The organism is Fluviicola taffensis DSM 16823, from assembly GCF_943372375.1.
Lineage (GTDB): Bacteria > Bacteroidota > Bacteroidia > Flavobacteriales_D > Crocinitomicaceae > Fluviicola > Fluviicola taffensis_A.
Genome location: NZ_CALRYJ010000008.1, coordinates 119,937 through 139,976 on the forward strand (window position 1 = coordinate 119,937; position 20,040 = coordinate 139,976).

The 20,040-nt window shown below is 39.8% G+C and carries 19 protein-coding genes; 14 read left to right on the top strand and 5 right to left on the bottom strand.

Annotation, left to right across the window (positions count from 1 at the left end):
• The gene (locus AAG807_RS12550) at positions 1–846 is read left to right on the top strand and encodes a TraB/GumN family protein (protein ID WP_341904379.1); all 846 of its coding nucleotides are present in this window, start codon (positions 1–3) and stop codon (positions 844–846) included.
• A gap of 2 nt (positions 847–848) precedes the next feature.
• Entirely contained in the window at positions 849–1,304 is a 456-nt protein-coding gene (locus tag AAG807_RS12555) for an FKBP-type peptidyl-prolyl cis-trans isomerase (RefSeq protein ID WP_341904383.1), read from the top strand.
• On the opposite strand, the gene AAG807_RS12560 is transcribed toward AAG807_RS12555, so the two are convergent.
• Positions 1,258–2,196, bottom strand: coding sequence for a hypothetical protein (locus AAG807_RS12560; protein ID WP_341904386.1), 939 nt, complete (start codon positions 2,194–2,196; stop codon positions 1,258–1,260). The two genes, AAG807_RS12555 and AAG807_RS12560, sit on opposite strands and share 47 nt — an antisense overlap.
• 115 nt (positions 2,197–2,311) lie before the next feature.
• Complete coding sequence (locus tag AAG807_RS12565) at positions 2,312–3,208, bottom strand: hypothetical protein (protein ID WP_341904388.1); 897 nt, start codon at positions 3,206–3,208, stop codon at positions 2,312–2,314.
• 271 nt (positions 3,209–3,479) lie between these two features.
• Here AAG807_RS12565 and sucD point away from each other — a divergent pair, with 271 nt between their 5' ends.
• From sucD to AAG807_RS12600, 7 genes are all read left to right on the top strand, one after another.
• On the top strand, positions 3,480–4,358 hold the full coding sequence (sucD, locus tag AAG807_RS12570) for a succinate--CoA ligase subunit alpha (RefSeq protein ID WP_341904390.1): 879 nt from the start codon (positions 3,480–3,482) through the stop codon (positions 4,356–4,358).
• 122 nt (positions 4,359–4,480) lie between these two features.
• Complete coding sequence (locus tag AAG807_RS12575) at positions 4,481–5,422, top strand: ion channel (protein ID WP_341904392.1); 942 nt, start codon at positions 4,481–4,483, stop codon at positions 5,420–5,422.
• A 199-nt stretch (positions 5,423–5,621) separates the two neighbouring features.
• Complete coding sequence (locus AAG807_RS12580) at positions 5,622–6,236, top strand: 7-carboxy-7-deazaguanine synthase QueE (RefSeq protein ID WP_341904393.1); 615 nt, start codon at positions 5,622–5,624, stop codon at positions 6,234–6,236.
• A gap of 2 nt (positions 6,237–6,238) precedes the next feature.
• On the top strand, positions 6,239–8,257 hold the full coding sequence (locus tag AAG807_RS12585; protein WP_341904395.1) for an OmpA family protein: 2,019 nt from the start codon (positions 6,239–6,241) through the stop codon (positions 8,255–8,257).
• On the top strand, positions 8,257–9,228 hold the full coding sequence (locus AAG807_RS12590) for a geranylgeranylglycerol-phosphate geranylgeranyltransferase (RefSeq protein WP_341904398.1): 972 nt from the start codon (positions 8,257–8,259) through the stop codon (positions 9,226–9,228). Before AAG807_RS12585 ends, AAG807_RS12590 begins: the two co-directional genes overlap by 1 nt.
• Entirely contained in the window at positions 9,225–9,797 is a 573-nt protein-coding gene (locus AAG807_RS12595) for a Maf family protein (protein WP_341904401.1), read from the top strand. The genes AAG807_RS12590 and AAG807_RS12595 overlap by 4 nt, the downstream gene beginning before the upstream one ends.
• Positions 9,798–9,885: 88 nt before the next feature.
• On the top strand, positions 9,886–10,518 hold the full coding sequence (locus tag AAG807_RS12600) for a hypothetical protein (RefSeq protein ID WP_341904403.1): 633 nt from the start codon (positions 9,886–9,888) through the stop codon (positions 10,516–10,518).
• 91 nt (positions 10,519–10,609) lie between these two features.
• On the opposite strand, the gene AAG807_RS12605 is transcribed toward AAG807_RS12600, so the two are convergent.
• Both AAG807_RS12605 and AAG807_RS12610 read right to left on the bottom strand, forming a co-directional pair.
• Positions 10,610–14,047: a T9SS type A sorting domain-containing protein gene (locus AAG807_RS12605; protein ID WP_341904406.1), complete on the bottom strand. Its 3,438-nt coding sequence runs from the start codon at positions 14,045–14,047 to the stop codon at positions 10,610–10,612.
• Positions 14,048–14,175: 128 nt separating this feature from the next.
• Positions 14,176–15,867, bottom strand: coding sequence for a M14 family zinc carboxypeptidase (locus AAG807_RS12610; protein ID WP_341904409.1), 1,692 nt, complete (start codon positions 15,865–15,867; stop codon positions 14,176–14,178).
• A gap of 127 nt (positions 15,868–15,994) precedes the next feature.
• Between AAG807_RS12610 and AAG807_RS12615 the strand changes: the two genes are divergently transcribed.
• Entirely contained in the window at positions 15,995–16,750 is a 756-nt protein-coding gene (locus tag AAG807_RS12615) for a hypothetical protein (protein WP_341904411.1), read from the top strand.
• Between the two features lie 79 nt (positions 16,751–16,829).
• Here the strand turns inward: AAG807_RS12615 and AAG807_RS12620 are convergent, their stop codons facing one another.
• Positions 16,830–17,216 carry a helix-turn-helix domain-containing protein gene (locus AAG807_RS12620; protein WP_341904414.1) on the bottom strand — a complete coding sequence of 129 codons (387 nt, stop codon included), beginning with the start codon at positions 17,214–17,216 and terminating at the stop codon, positions 16,830–16,832.
• 144 nt (positions 17,217–17,360) lie between these two features.
• On the opposite strand from AAG807_RS12620, the gene AAG807_RS12625 reads away from it, so the two are divergent.
• The 4 genes from AAG807_RS12625 to AAG807_RS12640 all read left to right on the top strand — a co-directional run bounded on the left by AAG807_RS12625 (position 17,361) and on the right by AAG807_RS12640 (position 20,037).
• The gene (locus AAG807_RS12625; RefSeq protein ID WP_341904416.1) at positions 17,361–18,221 is read left to right on the top strand and encodes an SDR family oxidoreductase; all 861 of its coding nucleotides are present in this window, start codon (positions 17,361–17,363) and stop codon (positions 18,219–18,221) included.
• Positions 18,222–18,306: 85 nt separating this feature from the next.
• The gene (locus tag AAG807_RS12630) at positions 18,307–18,585 is read left to right on the top strand and encodes a hypothetical protein (protein ID WP_341904419.1); all 279 of its coding nucleotides are present in this window, start codon (positions 18,307–18,309) and stop codon (positions 18,583–18,585) included.
• A 69-nt stretch (positions 18,586–18,654) separates the two neighbouring features.
• Positions 18,655–19,260, top strand: coding sequence for an alpha-ketoglutarate-dependent dioxygenase AlkB (locus tag AAG807_RS12635; protein ID WP_341904422.1), 606 nt, complete (start codon positions 18,655–18,657; stop codon positions 19,258–19,260).
• A gap of 375 nt (positions 19,261–19,635) precedes the next feature.
• The gene (locus AAG807_RS12640) at positions 19,636–20,037 is read left to right on the top strand and encodes a hypothetical protein (protein WP_341904425.1); all 402 of its coding nucleotides are present in this window, start codon (positions 19,636–19,638) and stop codon (positions 20,035–20,037) included.
• Positions 20,038–20,040 lie beyond the last annotated feature (3 nt).

The window sequence follows — 20,040 nt, forward strand, 5'->3', positions numbered from 1 at the left end:
ATGAGATTTCTAACCTGGATCTTTTTAGTCCTCTCAGGCTTTGTTTTCGGACAAAACAATTCGCTTTTGTACCAAGTGAAAAGCAAGGACAAAAAAGTTTCCTACCTCTTTGGAACCATTCATATGATTCCGGATTCGCTTTACTATTTCCCAAGTAAACTCGATAAGATCATCTCCAAATCGGATGAAGTGATTTTGGAAGTTGCAAATCTCTCGGATCAAAGTTCACTGATGAAATTGATGATGCTCGATTCAGGTTCCTGTTTCGATATCTTTACTGCGGAGCAAAAAGATTCAGTTCTGAATTGGGGGGCGGATTTATTAGGCGTGAAATCGGAACAATTTGAAAAAGCATTCGAAAAAAGAAAACCCTTCACCTTGTTGCAATTGAGCTTTCAAAAGATGATCTCGGGAAAAATCCGAATGGTCGATATGGAAATTGAATCCAAAGCACAACAGGATAAAATTCCGGTAACCGGTCTCGAAACGGTTGAATACCAACTTTCCATCTTCGATAAAATGCCTTCCGATGAAATGGCGAATTTCATTATGGAAACTGTCAGGCATCCAAACCAGGGAGAAGAAAGTTTCCGAAAAATGGTTCAGTATTACAACAAGCAGGATTTGGAAAGTCTTGCAAAGCTGATTTTGGAAAGCGACGAATTAGGCAGTTCCGCTGAAGAACTATTGGATAAACGAAACAAAAACTGGATTCCGAAAATGGAAAACCTGATGCGTTCCAAAACCTGTTTTTTTGCTGTTGGAGCCGGACATTTGGGCGGACCGAATGGTGTCATTGAATTGCTCCGCCAAAAAGGATACGAAGTAACTCCTGTAAGATATTGATTATGCGAAATTTATTATTCCTTTTACTTGCCGGACTGAGTACTTTCGGTTGCAATACCTACTCTGACGAACAAAAGAATCAATTTATATCTGAAGCCGAGAACTACGCCAAAAAACACCATTGGAACTACGAAGTGCTGGAAGGTGGATTGATCGTGGAAATTTTAGAGAAGGGAACCGGAACAGAAAAAATCCAAAGCGGTAGTGAAATCGAAATGGAATACAAAGGTCAACTCACAAACGGACAGAAATTCGATCAGACAGAACCTGGAAAACCATTCAAAAGCAATCTGAAAGGACTTATCGGTGGATTTCAACTCGGTTTTTTGGGTCAGGTTGAAGGAACGAAACTTCGAATGGTTGTTCCTCCGCACTTAGGATATGGTGATGATGCTCTGGACGATATTCCTGCTAATTCGACACTGGTTTTTGACGTTTCGATAGAAAATGTCTATTAACCTCATAAAACTCATAACGGAAATTAACTCCTGAATTACCACCGGCTAAGAAATTAGTCTTACCCTTTGTGAAATACATGGTTACACCGATGTTCAATTCAACCCCCAATCGCATTCTTTTCAATACCGGATTCTTGTATGATAATGGAACGCTTAATTCAAGAGGAAGTCTTAAAAGAATCCCATATAAGGTCCTTCCCTTGTGTGAGATTGATTGAGGTTCATTCAAAACAGGCTGGGGACTTAATGAGTTGTAACTTCCCGAAGTAACTCCTTCTATAATATAGCTATCTTTCACGTAAGATTCTGTGATACTGGAATTAAACATCGCAAAAACATCCACTCCTGTTTCAAATTGAAAAATACTCTCCGGATTTGTGGCGAAATGCTCTCCAAAACCTAACATGGTTGATTTGGATCTATAGGACTTTTGGATATCCTGTCTTCGGTTTCCCATGACATAATAAGGATCGCCTGTTTGAAGTGAAATCAGGGTATCCAATACTTCCCTGTTTTCATGAAACCAATATTTATCGGCCCTTATTTCCGGTCCTATACCCAAATGAAAAAGTGTCGTAAACCGATAGTTTCTTCCTGCTTGTTTTTCTTTATTCTGAATAAGAGAAATACTATGCATCCAATAAAGCTTATACGGATCAGCGTTAAAATGATCCTCACCGTTAGAATTAACCTGAAAAGAATCAGGAACAGAAACTCCCGGAGTTCTTCTTTCCCATTCAGCGTTCGTAAATGTCAGATTGTTGTTACTATGAATTCCCAGGGAACTTTTGATTATATATGCCGGAAATCGTTTTGATTTGATTGAATCATTCTTTTGCGCAAAACCCGCAATTGAAATTAGGAAGATAGAAAACAGAAAAGATATTTTCATTTTTGGCGGTTTTATTCGACTTCAAAAATAACCAATGATTTTAAAGACGGCTTACTTAAAATTAAAAAACCACAACCAAAATCGGTTATGCTCATATCATATATCTTGATTTCTCCTAAAATGCAAAACGGAAGTTCATTCCTCCACTCATACTGAAATTGTTACTTGTTTGCCCCTTCGTGAACTGCATCGCCAATCCCGGATTCAACTCTGCTCCTATTCGCATCCTGCTTATAACCGGATTTTTCCTGGAAAGTTTAAAACTCATTTCAAGAGGGACGCGCATGATTAAACCGGCAACTGTTTTACCCGCATACTTTCTAAAATCCGAAGGAGTTATATTGCTTGGTTGCTGATAAGATGGGTAATTGTTACTTTCCGGCAACCCCTCAAATGTATACCAATCTGAAAAACTAGCTCGAACTTCACTCATGACACTAATTGCACACAACAAATCAACTCCGGTTTCAAATTGGAATATCCGCTCCGGATTTGTAGCAAAATGTTGACCAACTCCAAATACAATGGACTGAGATTTGTATTCTTTTGAAGCATCTTGTCTTCTAACACCTGTTACGTAATAGGCATCTCCCGTTTGAGAAGAAATCAACGTATCGATGACTTGTTTCACTTCGTGATTCCAGAATTTGGAAGATACCATTTGCGGACCATACCCCAAATGAAAGGTCGTTGTTGTACGGTACTTTTTCCCGGCTTGATGGTTTTTACCATTGATTAACCCAAATGAAAACATATAATAGGAATCATTGGTAAAAGAATGGATATTCTGTCCATAATGATTGCTGGGATTTGCTTTTAACGAATCTGGAATAGAAAATCCAGGTGTCATTTTTTCCCATTCGGAATTCGTGAAGTCAAATTGATTGCGATTAGTCATGCCATGCGTCATTTTCACAACAAACCGAGGTGTCTTTGTTTTTAATGAATCTTTTTGCTGGGAAAAACCGATTCCGCTAATTAGAACGGACAATAAAACGATGCTGATTCTCATAATAATAACTTTATTGACTGATTAACAGGATAATTACTCATTTATTGCATTTGAATCTCAAAAGACACCTATTAAACCTACAATAAAAATGGATCAGTTCAAACTAAAATCAATTCATTCAGGTCTCTTAAAAAGCTCATTTCCAAAAAGTTTCAAGAATCAGTAAAAAAAGCACAGAATCCCAATATAAAAACGCTCAAAACGTTGTTAAAACAAAAAGAAACCCCTATTTTTGAATCGCATTTTAAAAACGAAATCTAAATTCTCAAACATGAGTGTTCTAGTAAATAAAAACTCTAAAGTAATTGTACAAGGATTCACAGGAAGTGAAGGTACTTTCCATGCAGGTCAAATGATTGAATATGGAACAAACGTTGTTGGTGGGGTAACTCCTGGAAAAGGTGGTACATCTCATTTGGATCGTCCTGTTTTCAATACAGTTTCTGATGCAGTAGAAAAAACGGGGGCTGATGTTTCTATTATTTTCGTTCCACCTGCATTCGCAGCAGATGCAATCATGGAAGCAGCAAATGCAGGAATCAAAGTAATCGTTTGTATTACAGAAGGTATTCCTGTAAATGACATGGTGAAAGCAAAAGAATACTTGAAAGGTTCAGGAGCACGTTTGATCGGTCCGAACTGTCCGGGTGTTATTACTGCGGGAGAAGCAAAAGTTGGTATCATGCCAGGTTTCGTTTTCAAAAAAGGAAAAATTGGAATTGTTTCCAAATCGGGAACTTTAACATACGAAGCAGCGGATCAAGTTGCTAAAGCCGGATTAGGAATTACAACTGCAATCGGAATCGGTGGTGATCCAATTATTGGAACAACTACAAAAGAAGCGGTAGAGTTGTTAATGAATGACCCGGAAACAGAAGGTATCGTAATGATTGGTGAGATTGGTGGTAGCTTGGAAGCAATCGCTGCTCGTTGGATCAAAGAAAACGGTACGAAACCGGTTGTTGGATTTATCGCAGGTGAAACTGCACCAAAAGGACGAACAATGGGTCACGCAGGTGCAATCGTTGGTGGTGATGATGACACAGCTGAAGCTAAAAAACGTATCATGCGCGAGTGTGGAATCCACGTAGTTGATTCTCCAGCTCATATCGGTGCGAAAATGGCGGAAATTTTAGGAGTTACAGCGTAATCGCTCTAATTAATACTACAAGATCCCGTTCATCAGCCGATGAACGGGATTTTTTTTGCTTATTCTTTTATTTTCAAATCAATAGATTCATTAATTTCAAGAATTCATTAACAGGTACATTCATGGGAGTCAAAGAAGAAATCAATCAATACGAATCGCAAGATCCTGGTTTAGGCACAGCATATCAAAAGTCCGTAAAACGCATCCTGAACGAAGATGGTTCCTATAACATCAAACGTATCGGAACAATTCGCCTTCTGAAGGATTTCTATAAATACCTGGTTGAACTGAATGCATGGAAATTCGGTTTTTTCCTCGTTGGAAGTTTTCTGATCGCAAACCTGTTCTTCGCCGGAATTTATTGCTGGGTTGGAACCGAACATTTACATGGAATTAACCCCAATCAAAATACATTCATCGCAGCATATTACTTTAGTGCACAAACATTCACCACTGTCGGTTATGGAGCAATCGCTCCTGTAGGAAATCTCACTTCCTTTATCGCAGCAATGGAGGCTTTTGTAGGACTGATCGCTTTTGCAATTGCAACCGGTTTGATTTACGGTCGTTTTTCCAGACCATCAACTAAAATCGCTTTCTCGCACAATGTAATCATTACTCCCCACAAAGATAAAATGGCTCTGATGTTTAAAATCGTGAACCAACGCAACAGTGTCCTTTTAAACACAAAAGTTCACGTGCTACTCTCACTGGTGAATGAAAATCCGGACACGCATGTCGTGAATCGCAAATATTTCAACATCCCTTTGGAAGTTGATTTTGTAAGGTATTTCCCTCTCACCTGGACATTGGTGCACGTCATCAATGACGACTCTCCATTATATGACATGAGCTTATCCGAGGTGCGTGAAAAACTGGCAGAATTGCTCATCATCATTGAAGCTTTTGATGAAACATATTCCCAAACAGTTGTCAGAAAACATTCCTATGCCGAACATCAATGGGCAACCGGAGTCAAATTCAAGAAGAACTTCAGTGCAGACGATACCGGAATAATTGTTCTGAATATTAATGAGATCAGCGACTTGGAAGTCCTTTCTTAATTACTGATTTCCGGCACCTTCGACTCCGCTGCGCCTATGCTGCAGCTTTAGCGCAAGCATTCAGTCACCGGAAAAACATTACCGAAAAAGCTAAAAAGGTCATTGAGCGGAGTCGAAATGACTTTTTAATTCGCAATTCGTATCCCGATAGCTATCGGGACGGCATATATAATTCGGAATTAGTAATTACCTTTGAGTTATGACACAAAACCATTCGACTTTGTACCCAATCATGGAACATTTCTACACCCTGCAAGGTGAAGGAAAATACACCGGTACTTCGGCTTATTTTATTCGGCTTGGCGGATGTGATGTAGGTTGTGTCTGGTGTGATGTGAAAGAATCCTGGGATGCCGATGTCCACCCGAAGATGAGTGTCGAAGAATTAAAAAATATCGTTGCTCAATATCCGGCAGACCTGGTGGTTATTACAGGTGGAGAACCCGCAATGTACGATTTGACTATACTGATCGAAGCGCTTCACTCCATTGGAAAATACGTTGCCATTGAAACATCCGGAACAAGCAACTTGATTGGAAATGTAGATTGGTATACATTTTCCCCAAAAAAGTTTAAAGCTCCGGTTGAAGAGGCTTACATGAAAGCTTCAGAGCTAAAAATTGTTATCTTTCATAAATCAGATTTAGCATGGGCAGAGGATCATTCTAAAAAAGTGAATGAAAATTGTGTTCTCTATTTGCAACCTGAATGGTCAAAAAGGGAACAATTATTGCCTACAATTATTGAGTACGTGAAAAATCATCCGAAATGGAAGATCTCATTGCAAACTCACAAATACTTAGAAATACCATAAGCATGAAAAACCTTTTATTGGCTTTATTCATTTTAGCGACAGCTTCTTGCTCTACAGCCCAAATGACCTACTCTTCCAAAAACAAAAAAGCAATTGCCTTATTTGAACAAGGTCGGGATGAACCGGGAAAATCTGTTGATCCAAAGACGCATGGTCCGAATTATTCTGCCGGAATAGCCCTATTGGAAAAAGCATTGGAAAAGGATCCGGCGTTTTGGGAAGTTCATATGGTTGAAGCAGAAATGTATGAATCCTTAAATCAACCCCATAAAGCCATTGAACAATACAGAAAAGCACTGGCAATCAACCCTACTCCAACTTCCGGTGGTGCAACTTATTTCTACCTTGGAACATTGGAATACAGTGTCGGTGAATACGAAAATGCTTCGAAGAACCTGACCACTTTCGTACAAACAAAAGGTGCGCATCCTGATTATGTGTCGCGTTCGAAACAACTCATCAGCGATTGTGCTTTTGCAATCGAGGCGATGAAAAATCCGAATCAATTCAAACCTGTAAACCTGGGTCCCGGAGTAAATACAAAAGATCCTGAATATTTCCCTACAATCACTGTTGATGGAAAAACCTTATTGTTTACTCGTTTAATTGATGACAAACGAGTGGAAGGTCCTTTTCAGAAACAGGAAGATTTTTATGTGTCGAATTTAAGCACCTTCAATACTTGGGAGGCGGCTATTCCGATGCCAAAGAACATTAATACCGTAAACAATGAAGGAGCCCCGACGATCAGTGCCGATGGTAGAAATCTCATTTTTGTTGCTTGTTCGGATCAAAGTGGAACAAACTACGGAGACAATAGAAAAGGAAAAGGAAGCTGTGATTTGTTCTACACCAAACGCTTGGGGAATCAGTGGGTTGACCCTGTAAATCTTCCGGGTGCAATCAATACAGGAAATTGGGAATCACAACCCTCTTTGTCGGCAGATGGAAAAACACTTTATTTTGTTCGAAAAGTAATGTCCCGTAACGGACGACCTGATTCAGATATCTATTTTTCAACTTTAAAAGACGATGGTTCCTGGGATACACCCGTTCGTTTACCGAATACCATCAATACACAATACATGGAAGAGTCCGTTCTGATTCACCCGGATGGGAAAACATTGTATTTCTCTTCCCAAGGTCATCCGGGAATGGGTGGTTTGGATATTTTCATGTCACGTATGAATGACAAAGGAGAATGGAGCAAACCGGAAAACTTAGGCTATCCAATCAATACCAGTGCAGATGAAAACTCATTATTGGTAAGTGCAGATGGTGAAATCGCATTCTTTGCTTCTGACCGTGCAGGAGGTTTCGGTGATTTGGATATTTACTACTTCATCATGCCTGAAAAGTTCCGTCCGGTGAAAACATTGTACTTCGATGGATTGGTATTCGACGCAGTCACGAAAAAACCACTTCCGGGTAAATTCTCTTTGGTCAATATGAAAACGGGAAAAGAGGTGATCAAATCTGAAGCGGATCAGGTGAACGGAACATTTACGGTATCCCTTCCGATCAACGAGGATTATGCTTTATCGGTGAGTTATCCGGGATATACCTTCTTCTCCCAAAACTTTAACATGACGGTTGCAGACAACCAGGAATCATTTCACATGGATGTTCCGATGAATCCTATTATTGCAGGATCCACAACAGCTTTGAAAAACGTATTCTTCGATTTGGACAAAGCCACTTTGCGCCCTGAATCTTTTGTGGAATTGAATAAACTCCGTGATCTACTGAAAGCGAACCCGACGACCAAAATTGAAATTGGAGGTCATACGGATACACGTGGTGATGCTGCTCGAAACTTACAATTATCCGAAGCACGTGCCAAATCTGTAAAGGATTACCTGATTCAGCAAGGAATTGAGGCTACTCGCCTATCTTCAAAAGGATATGGTGAAACCATGCCGATCTTCTCAGACGAAGTAATTGCAAAAATGGCTAAGGAGAACGAAAAAGAGAAAGCGCATCAGGAAAATCGTAGAACGGAATACAAGATTGTAAAATAATGCACTTCATCCGACTCATAAGACCAATCAATCTACTTGTCATTATTCTGACAATGTATGGAATCCGCATGTTCTTCATTCCCTATATGTCTGAAGACATTGTTCTAAAAAAATCGCATCCACATGAAGCGCTTGACTATTTCCTATTGGTTTTTTCCACTGTTCTGATTGCAGCTGCAGGGAATATCATCAACGATTATTTTGACGTAAAAGCAGATCGAATCAATAAACCCGACAAAGTGATTATCGGGAAATATCTCAAACCAAGATGGGCAATTGTTTCTCACTGGATTTTGAATTTAGTTGCCTTTTCCATTGCTTGTTATCTGACATGGGAATACGAAACATTTTGGTATGTATTCATCCATTTGCTAAGCATCAATGTCCTTTGGTTCTATTCGATGTATTTCAAACGTAAATTTCTGATTGGAAACCTGCTTATTGCTGCTCTCACAGGGCTGGTTCCCTTATTATGCGGGATTCACTTTTTGGGTCTTACAACTCCTTTCCAAAGCGCCAATTTCATGAGCGATTTCAAAGAAGGTGCCAATTGGATTTCGCAATTGAACCTAAAAATATTCTTTGTGGTTGCCCTTGCCTTTTTCGCTTCCTGCTTGAATTTGGTTCGTGAAATCGTAAAAGACATGGAAGATGTGGAAGGAGATCTGTTGCTGAAAGCAAAAACAATTCCTATCGTTTTGGGAATCAACAAGGCAAAATGGATTTCCTTTGTTTGTCTGATAGCAATAATCGGCATTTCACTTCCTTTTTTAATCGAAGGGTACGCTGTCTTCAATCACACATTCATACGGGTCATGGGACCTTCATTTTTGATTTACTTTCTGCTGCTGATTTGTTGTATCATTCTTTTGAACAAACCGGATCGAAACAGACTGAAACGCATTGACCTGATTTTAAAAATAACCATGTTGATTGGTTGTTCCATGCCCTTTTACTGGTATTTCCTATGACAAACATTCAATGGATCCTCGGTTCCCAATCTCCCAGAAGAAAAGAGCTTTTGGCTGGTATCGGTGTGGAATTTGAAGTCCGGATCAAGGACACGGAAGAGGTTTATCCGGATTCACTTCCTGTTTCAGAAGTTCCCGAATTCCTTTCAAAACTGAAAGCAGATGCTCTTATACCCGATTTAGCGGATAATGAAGTGGTTATTTGTGCTGATACGGTGGTGATTCTCGATGGAGAAATTCTTGGGAAACCTGTCGGTTTCAACGATGCCAAACACATGCTATCCCGTTTATCAGGAAAAAATCATACGGTTATAACCGGAGTTTTTATTGGCTCCAAAACAACCAGTACCTCTTTTTCAGAGCGAACCGAAGTAGAATTTGAAAACCTGACAGAAGACGAAATCGAATTCTACATCAATCAATACAAACCTTTTGATAAAGCTGGTTCTTATGGTGTTCAGGAATGGATCGGTTATGTTGCCGTAAAACGCATGCAGGGCACATATACGAATGTGATGGGCTTGCCAACGAATCGATTATACCAGGAAATCAGGAAGTTCACCCTGTAAACACCCCCATTCGGTAAAGGGAAAAATACCTCTATCCGCTTCGTGATTTGTTTCATTTTTATGCTACATTTGACGAAAATCACTATTTATGAAACACTTCTTTTTAACGATCCTGATCGCGTTATCGGGAATCACGATCAGCTTAGCTCAAACCGGAGACTCAAGCACCAATGCCAACAAGCCTGTATCAGGCGAGACTCAAACCCAAGTTAAAACCGGAAATCCTTCAGCAAGTAACCCGAATCTGCCGACGACGAGCGGTAGTAAAACCATTGAGGATATCATCTCATTTTTACCGGTTGCTTTTTTTCTATTGATCACTTCAACCATTTTTTTCAAATTGAGAAAAGACAAAGTGAAACTCAGTGACATTCTTATTGACAAGGAAGCAGTGCAGGAAAAAAGAAAAACAGATGCATCAGTCGCTATTGCAGCCGTAAATGCCGGTCAGCCTGCCCCTGTTGCTGCTGCACCTGCGGCACAAACTGACGGTCAAACAACCGCTAATTCGGACCAAAGCCAAAGTACCAGTAGGCTGATTGCTTTCATCTGTGGAATCACATCTGTTGCATTAGCTTGCTGCATTACCAGTTATTATTTCTATAAATCATTTACAGGAACGGAAGATGTAGATCTCGGAAATCTTTCCAATGTACTTTTTGGGTTGGGATTAGGAGTCATTCCATACGGGTTTAACAAAGTAGCTGCTGCATTGAAATAATTCAGCTCCCAATTAATATTCAGATAATTACTACCAATAAAAAACGCGATTCACTTTTGATGAATCGCGTTTTCCTTATTTAGTGTAAATCTTATTGCTTGATAAAAGGGGTCGTTTCCGAACCGTTATCTCCACTCACACGAACCAGGTAATATCCGTTCTGCAAATCATTTACCTGAAGATCTACTCCGTAAGTTTGGTTTTTATTGGCAACCGATTGGTATTTCACCACGCGACCATTCATATCGATCAATTCCACTTTGGCATTTTCACCAACGTTACCGACCAATTCCACCCGAATTTTATCCGTTGCCGGATTAGGGAAAATCATCAATTCGTTATTCACGACCTCTTCCTCTAAGCCCAAAGCAAAACCAACTGAGAAATCATATCGGTGATACGAACCAAAGTCGGCCGGGAAGATTTCCATCATGGATCCACTCACTTTACGCACTCTGAATCCTCCGGTTGTCTCTCCCTCTGTTTGGGAAGAATACCAGAAACCGATTCCATCATCATCGCTATCTTCCAAAATAATCGAGTAACAACCCGAAGCCAAGTTAAAAGTATCTTTATAATCCGTTGTATTCGTTAAAGTAGTACGCTGGAAAATAATAGCTCCATTTTGATCTACCAATCTCCATTTGTTTTCATTTGCCTTATTATTTGTCGTCATCCAAACGAAGAATGCACCGTCAATCACTTCAGGAGCCGTGTACTTGGTTTTGAACTCATCATTCTGGTGGTATTCATCCAATGAGAAAGAACCGTCAATTTCAATCACGCGTGCGTAAAATCCGGTTGCAGGATTTGCTCCAAACCAGAAGTTTTGGTTGGTAATCGGAATCTCCACAATCTCTTTCTGAAGAAACCCTAAATTCCCACTCCAAACATAATCGATAAAATTACCGTAGGTAACCCAAATTCGGATCTTGCAAGATGTCAACGGAAGCGCTCCATTATTTTGAAGGATCACACGCGGATTGGAACATGTCGGATTCCATTTACTGTAATATTCATAGCTATTCGGATTCAATATATCCAAAATCGCAGCATCGTATTGGAAGTTTGGTGCCGAATACGAAACCAAGTCAATCGCTGTCACGAAGTTACCTCCAGCCTGACCTAAATCATTTGCTGGAACATCGGTTATATCATAATCAATAGTCACCGTGTCACCTGGTGTCACATAAGATGTCAGTTCGTGATCGAAATCAGTTACCATATCTCCCGGACACCAACCTTCACGTGCATACGGCCACGTTCCTCCCTGACCTATATTTGGATTTTCACCACAGCCATCTGTTCTCCAGATACTCCAGCTGAATCGCTCTACTCCGTCAATGATCAATTTATGCTGTTTGTCCTGCCATTCGCAACATGCACCGTCACCTACCTGTCCATGTCCCGTCAATCGTGTTCTGATCTTAAAATTCTCGGAAGTATCCGAAAGAACAACTTGCTTCGCTTGCAAAACAACGTCATTCGCCATATCAGCATAATTGTATGAAGTCCAATTTCTCCAAATAGGTTGGACATCATGAACATCTCTGGCTGGAATACCTTCCACAAATGCAAATTTCAAATCAATCAGTTCCTGAGTATTGTGCGCAGCCAGGTCAACAGTTCCGTGCAAGTATTTCTGATAATCCGTCACATCATAGATCCAGGTGAATCCCTGAGGTCCCAAATCAAATCCGATTCCATAAGGAGTAATGTATCGACCGATTTCAATGTCGTTCAATTCTTCGAAAGCCACTTGATAATAAGTAATCGTCTGATTCGTCAATGTGGAAGTTACAGTGCTTGGAGTTGATTGAATCACCGTTCCGTTGCTTGCAAGCGTATCAATGGTTCCTTGGTCGTAAGTCAACATATTCGAAGCGATATGAAAACTATGCGGTCCCGGCTGATACTCGAAAACCACACTTGGAGTCGGAAACTGAGTCACCAAAACAGAATCTGCAGTTGCAGCATTCATTGTTCCTTGAATCAAATCGATCTTCGGACTTCCAGGAACCGATTCGACACCTGCAATGATCGGTTGGTTATTCTGTACCATGTTCGTACTTGAACACATTCCCAATCGGTTGTTCCCGGAACGATCGATCAATACCAATTGTCCGTCAAAATCATAATAGACTTCCAGATCCGCATAATTCGGATGGGAAGCTTGAATCTTTTTATCTTTCCAGGAAGAAATGGTTGCGGCATCCAAAGCAGATGACCAAACAGAAAATTCATCGATCGAACCTTTCCAATTCGTATTCAAATCTTTTCCATTTGCTAAGATGAATTTTGTGATCGTGCCGACAGGTGTTGTCAATGAACTTCCAATGTGCCACTGAACCCCATCTTTATAGATAAACATTTGTCCTGTCGAAGTCTTTTTCACGAAAGCCCAATGGTGCCAAACATTGTCGATATCTGTAGCAGTAGCCAATTTCGAAATACGGTTGTAACCTGAGCCCAGTCCGGCATCCCAATAAATCGTGTTATCAGACCAAGGCATGTGGATGTTCAAAACGCGATTATTTAGTGAATCCACTGCTTCCAGAATAGAAGTCGACACACCACTGTTTCCGTTTCCTTTTGCCCAGAAAGCAATCGTCATATCACCTCCCAAATTCACATTATTCAAATTGATTTCAGCATAATCCGTTCCACTGTTGGTAAATACACCATTCGAATTGTCAAAACTCAAGGTGTTCGAACCGGTAACAGCTGCCATTTCCAAATCCACTTGTGAAAGTCCCTGACGCGCATCTGTAAATTTCAATTCGATGATCAGATTCGATGATCCATCGTATGTGAACGGAGCTGAAAAATGAACGGTATTGGAACCTGTTGAAATTCCAGTAAGTGAATTATTGAAAACTGTTGTGAATCCAGTAGTTTCTAGTACTGACAAAGTGGATGAAAGCGTTGATTTGATCCGGATCTGAACTCCTTGTAACGAAGCCAATGCATTCAGGATATTCAAGTCCATTCCATGGATATCACCGGCAATGACACCACTTGTTACCAATTCACTGGCAGGAATAATCCACTGAATGGTTTTTCCATTTCCATTTGTACTAACTAATGTCATTGGTGTACTTCCCGTTCCCGAAATCGGATGAATCACCGGAACTAAAGGAGTTCTTTTCTGAACGGGCATCCACTTTTGATCGTAATAAACGGTATTTGTATAAGGATACGTTGCAGGAACCATGGTATTTACGCGGTATTTATTACCATCAACCTGCACAGAATCCATGATTCCGGTATGTTCAAAAATCCGGGTATAAGCCAAATAATCCCATTCGCCACAATTGTAATTATCCCAAGTGGTTAGCGGGCTACATTTCAACTTGTAATACATCAATACGCGTTCAAAGCGTTTCGTATCCAAACTTGCCGGAAATTGAAATTCAGCCCTTCTGGTGCTGATGGTATCAAACGTATAGGTTTGAACCCAGGTTGTATCTTGCGCATAGGAAGCGATTGCCAAAAATGCCAAGAAACCGGAAAGAAATCCTTTTTTCATATTTTATAATCAGTATAGGCTGGTAAAGATAACCCAAAGAACATGAGATACCTATATCGATTTTGTGACATTCTTGGGACAATTGTTCATTTTTACAACCAAAGTGCCCCGAAGTATTGTAAAGCTGATTAATAAACTTTATAAATCGGAAGTCTGTTAAAAGTCTTTTTCTCAAATCGTTGACTGTTCTGATAGACGAAGAAAAGCTGTGCTTCGGCACTTTTAGCAAATTCAGGATCTGCCGTTTTCTTCTTTTCCAAGAGCTCCCGAAGGCTTGGATTCTCTTTGAGAAGGTTTGCCGCTTCGTCTTCAAAAACATAAGCTGAGAAATATTCCTTTTCCTGAATATAACTGTCCATCAAGTTCCAGGCAAAGTAAGAATCTTCGCAGCGAGGTTCTAAAACCGTTAATATAAAATTGAGTTTATCCTGATCGCATGGAATCCAGATACTTCCTTTTGGAATGCAAACCAGTTCTTCCTCTTCCGTATTTTTAACTTCTCTGTGCAGGTAATGTCCCTCATAAGGTCTGCTTCCCGATTTAAAGTCCGTAATTCGAAGCGTGTGAACCGGTTTTGTGCTACTATCCATTTCAATGAATCGAACATTATTGGCCAACAAACGCCCAATGATTCCTTCTGCTTCTGCTGAGACAATGTATCCTTTGGGAATTCGAACTGAATCCTGAGCATAATAGGTTCGATAATAGGGAATGTACTTGCTGAATGGCTTCGAACGATCATAGAACAATCGGTCTTTTCCGGACACTTCGCTTGGTTTATATCCGAATTCGTAGCCTTTGAACAGAATCGAATCCTTTTTATCGCTTAATTCATAATGAATCGGATAATATGCTGCATTTACATTGTCTTTAAAAGCATTCATCCGAGCGTTCTCTATCGCTAAAGTGTTTGCATTGCTCCAATGAAACAGAAAATCCAAATAATCCTTTGTTGCCTGAACGCGCTGTGGAAAGGGTTTTAACATGTGTGTTTCCACCGTAATACTCAACGCATTGAACAACGAACCATAACCTTGTGCATATCTTGGAAGGTCATTGAATGCCTGAATCCCGGATTCCGGAGTTTCCCCCATTGTTTCCACGTAAGGAGACCAATCCCATCCTTTTTTCTTCAAGGTTTCCGTCAAAGCCGGAATATACTTTTGATTGAACAGATTGAGAACTCCCGCCTCCATCCGTTCTTTCATCGAATGGATGAACGTAAGCGTATATTGATAATCGGCACCGTTTGAAACATGTGTATCGACAAAGACATCCGGATCCAATGCCTGATAAATCTTCACAAAGGTCTTCATGTTCTTCGAATCCATTTTAATGAAATCCCGATTCAAATCCAGATTTTGGGCATTTCCTCTGAAGCCGTATTCTTCCGGTCCGTCCTGGTTTGCTCTGCTAGACGATGATCTATTCATCATTCCACCGATGTTGTAAGCAGGAATAATGGCAATGACAGGCAGATCCTTTGTCTTCTTTCCTTTTTTAATCCACTCCTCGATCCACAGCAAACAAGCATTTACACCATCGGGTTCACCTGCGTGAATGGCATTATTGATCAAAACAGTGGTGTTTTTTCGTGCTTTCTCAAATGTTTTCTCCTGGTCTCCTCCTCCATTAATTATTAACACATAAATGGAAGACTCTGTGTCTGACGGTCCCATATCGTAGAGTTCAATTTCTTCATGCAGAAAATCCAATCTCGTGTAGATTTGAATCAATTCCGGATATGTTGGAGTACTATTTCCATCCCATTGTGCGAAAGCAAGGAGCGGAAATAAGAATGTGAAAAATGCAAGCTTCATGCGTTAAAAATAGACTTAATTGAGAATTCAAAATCGATAATTGAAAAGAGATTCCTCATTTAGGATCATTTTCTTTGTGAATTGAACTAATTTTCAGCGACATTGTATTAAAACAAAAAACAGAAGAATGAAATTTTCGATGATTGCTTTGTTGGCCTTTCTTTCCATTGGATTTAATGGATTAGCAGATTGCGCGGGAACAGGATTAAACCTCCTTCCTTCTCAAAAAGAAATCAAGAAAACAAGTCTTTTTCTTTTGGAAGGGTATGCCGAAAGTCAACATGTAATTACTGATTTAAATACCAAATACCCCATTTATCTGAAATCCGGAAATGAACGAATTCCGCTGGAAGTCATTGAAACACATGTCGGACAATTTTATTTGACTCAGGTCTTACTGAAACCGAAAGCCCCCCTGACTCCCGGTAAAGAATACCAGGTGGTTATCGAACATTTACCCGATTATGAAAATTTCGGTAACTACAATTCCAAAACCAACAAATACGATCCGATCACTTATCTCATAAAAGACAGCTCTGATGAAGGAGTTCCTCAATGGATTGAAGCACCTAAGGAAAAAGATAAATCATTGGTTCATTACGGATGTGGTCCTTCTATTATGGTAAACTTCACTTTCACGGTCAAAGATGCTTCGGATATTTGGGTGCTTACTACGGTGAAAAGTAAGGAAACAGGAACTACTATTTCTTATATTCTATCCCTATCTGAATCACGAGTTTCCATTGGTCACGGCATGTGTGCCGGAGCATTCACTTTCAATGAAGGAACAGATTACGAGGTTCAATTTTCCTTAATGGACAGTTTGGGAAACAAATCCGAGAAAGCTTCGGAATGGATTGCGTTTACAAAGCCTGCGAACTAAAAAAAACAAAACACACTGATCAACAATCGATTAACACTAATTCTGTTCGCAAATTAGCGAATAATCAAATTCAGGAAGATTAACCTGCCAGTTTTTCCGAAGCGATCTCGCGTTTCGCTTCTTCCCGGTGATTGATTCCCCAATGAATCATACTGTCCATCACTTCCTGCAATTGTCTGGCTGATTCGGTCAATTCATATTCTACTAAAACAGGAATCGAATCATGAACAGTTCGTTTTAGAATTCCGTTCAACTCCAGCTCTTTCAGTTCTTTTGAAAGCATCCGTGGAGTGATCTTCGGAATGGTGCGCTGGATTTCCGTAAAACGACGACTTTTTCCAAAAAGCAATGATCCGATAATCTGCAGTTTCCATTTTCCTGAAATCACATTCAAGGTATCCGTCATTGCCAACACAAACTGAATAGGACAAGATTTTGCCTGTTCAAAAGTCATTTTCTGTTCCATAACACAAAAGTAATTGTTGCAAGTATACTAAAGTATATCGATATACAAAAGTATAGTACTTCCTTTTCTATATTAGGTTTATCTAGATTTGTACCACAACTCTGACAATGAATGTCAGGACAGTACAAATTAAAAATATACACGATGATTTTAGTAACAGGTGCAACAGGAAATTTAGGAAAAGCAACGGTTGAATTTCTTTTGAAAAAAAATCCGGCAAATGAAATAGCCGTATTGGCTCGAGATGCAAGTAAAGCTGCAGATTTGAAGGCTTTGGGTGTGGATGTCCGAATCGGGGATTACCAAGATAAAGACTCCTTGGTTAAGGCATTTCAAGGAGTGGAAAAAATTCTTTTAATTTCTTCCAGTGATTTGGTTGATCGATTGAGTCAACAAAAACGAGTGGTTGATGCTGCCAAAGAAGCAGGAGTGAAACACATTCTTTATACAAGTATTTCAATGCAAAACTTCGAACAGTCTGCATTGAAGCCATTTATGAGTGCTCATTACGAAACGGAAAAACACATTTTGGATTCGGGATTGACCTACACATTCCTACGCGACAATTTGTATGCGGATGTTATTCCAATGTTCGTAGGAGAACATGTTTTTGAAACCGGAATTAATTTCCCTGCAGGAACCGGTCGTGTTCCTTATACTTTAAGAAAAGAAATGGCAGAGGCTTTTGCAAACGTATTAAGTACAGCAGGACATGAAAACAAGATTTATGATATTTCAAATACAGAAAGTTATTCTTACCAAGATATAGCTGATGCGCTTTCGGCTCATTCCGGGAAAACCGTTGTTTACAATGATGTTTCGGTTGCCGACTTTTCAAAAGCATTAGCCGAAGCAGGTGTTCCTGAAGGAATGATTGGTTTTTCAATCGGTTTTGCAACAGCAACAAAAAATGGCGACTTAGATATTCCCAATACTCAGCTGGAACAACTTTTGGGAAGAAAACCAAGTTCTTTGAATCAAATCGTTTCCACCTTATACCAATAATCAATTCCGATAGATTTCCTAAAAGCGTTCCATCATTAGAGGAGCGCTTTTTTATTTTGTAACTTTCAGTCTTCAATAAAGACTTATGATTCTAGACTTTCTTATCGGCGTACTGATCATGAATGCGCTTCCCCACTTTGTATTGGGAATTACCAAAACCCGTTTTTTGGGCATGTTCGGCTACAAACCGACGGCGAATATCTGGTATGCGGTGGTTCAGTTTGTCCTTGCCCTGGTTTTGTTTCACATTCAACACGGAATTGAAACGATCCTGACCAATGGAATTTTCCTCGGAGCAGCTTGTACTTGTCTCCTATTTTTGATTTTTGGAAAAACAATTTTGAAGTTCTACCAAAACAAATAATGAATTTAGAATGCGGAATGAAGAGAAAGACCACTCAAAATTCTGCATTCTACATTCTTAATCAGAACTATGGATTTATTCAGTTCCCCCGACGAAACAACGAATTTGCTTCCGCATGACGGGATTGTAAATTACTATGGGGTTGTTTTTCAAAAAGCTCTGGCTGATTTCTTCCTGGAACATCTTTTGAACAACATTGAATGGAAGAATGATGAAGCGATCATCTTTGGAAAACGCATTGTTACGAAGCGGAAAGTGGCTTGGTATGGCGACAAACCATTTGAATACACCTATTCCAATACGACCAAACAGGCTTTACCCTGGACAAAAGAATTACTGGAACTAAAAACCATCATTGAAGCAGAAACGGGTGAAACATTCAATTCCTGTCTGCTCAATCTCTATCACGATGGAAATGAAGGGATGGCTTGGCACAGTGATGCGGAGCGGGATTTGAAAAAGAATGGCGCTATCGGTTCTGTGAGTTTCGGAAGCGAACGTAAATTTGCCTTTAAGCACAAACGAAGCTCGGAAACTGTTTCGATCTTGCTGGAACATGGAAGTTTGCTCGTCATGAAAGGGGAAACACAAACACATTGGCTTCACCGACTGCCTCCTACCCGTTTATCCAAAAAACCGAGAGTCAATTTGACATTCCGGACGATTGTTGAATGATTATTTCCCACGGACGGGCACGGAGGAACACAGAAGTTTTAAGGATTGAGATTTCACATTTACGAGAAGTGAATTGAACATTAAGATTTTAGTGAATTAGGGGTGAGGATTAGAGTATAAGTTTGTTTGGAGCATCAAAACGGTTTGAAATCCAGTAAAAACAGGTGTTAAATTCATAACATAAGCATACTCTATCTATGCTCTATCCATGCTCTATCCATGCTCTATCCATGCTTGATCTATGCTCTTTCTCCGAGTCATAGAAAATTGATCTGAAAAGTGAGTTTTTTATGCTTCAACACCTTTCTCACTTATGGGAAAATACCTGTATTTTTTTTCTATTTTTAATTTGTATCAATAATTTATCTTTACGCCATGCAAGATTTATTAGACGAACAATCTGTCCCAACTCAAAAGACACTCCGATTCCGATTGTGGGTAATTCTTATCTGGTCTTTTATTTTTCTGATCGGATATGCGTTCAGAATCATGCATTGGCCCTTTTCTTCAATCTTACGAGTTTTGGGAGCAGGAGGATTCATGGCTTATTCCTTCTCTTTTCTGATCCTTACAAATCCCAGAACGATTCTAACCATCGTTTTCAATGCTATCAGTCTTTTCTGGACCTTACTTGTTATTTGGGGAGTTTTTTTCAATGGTGGCTACCCATTCAACAAAGACGGAGCAACTGCCCAGGGAATCGTGTTTTCCATTTTGTTTCTCATCCATTGGGGAGTTTTATACCTCATTAAAAGAGTACGGTCCAGAAACAAATGATTT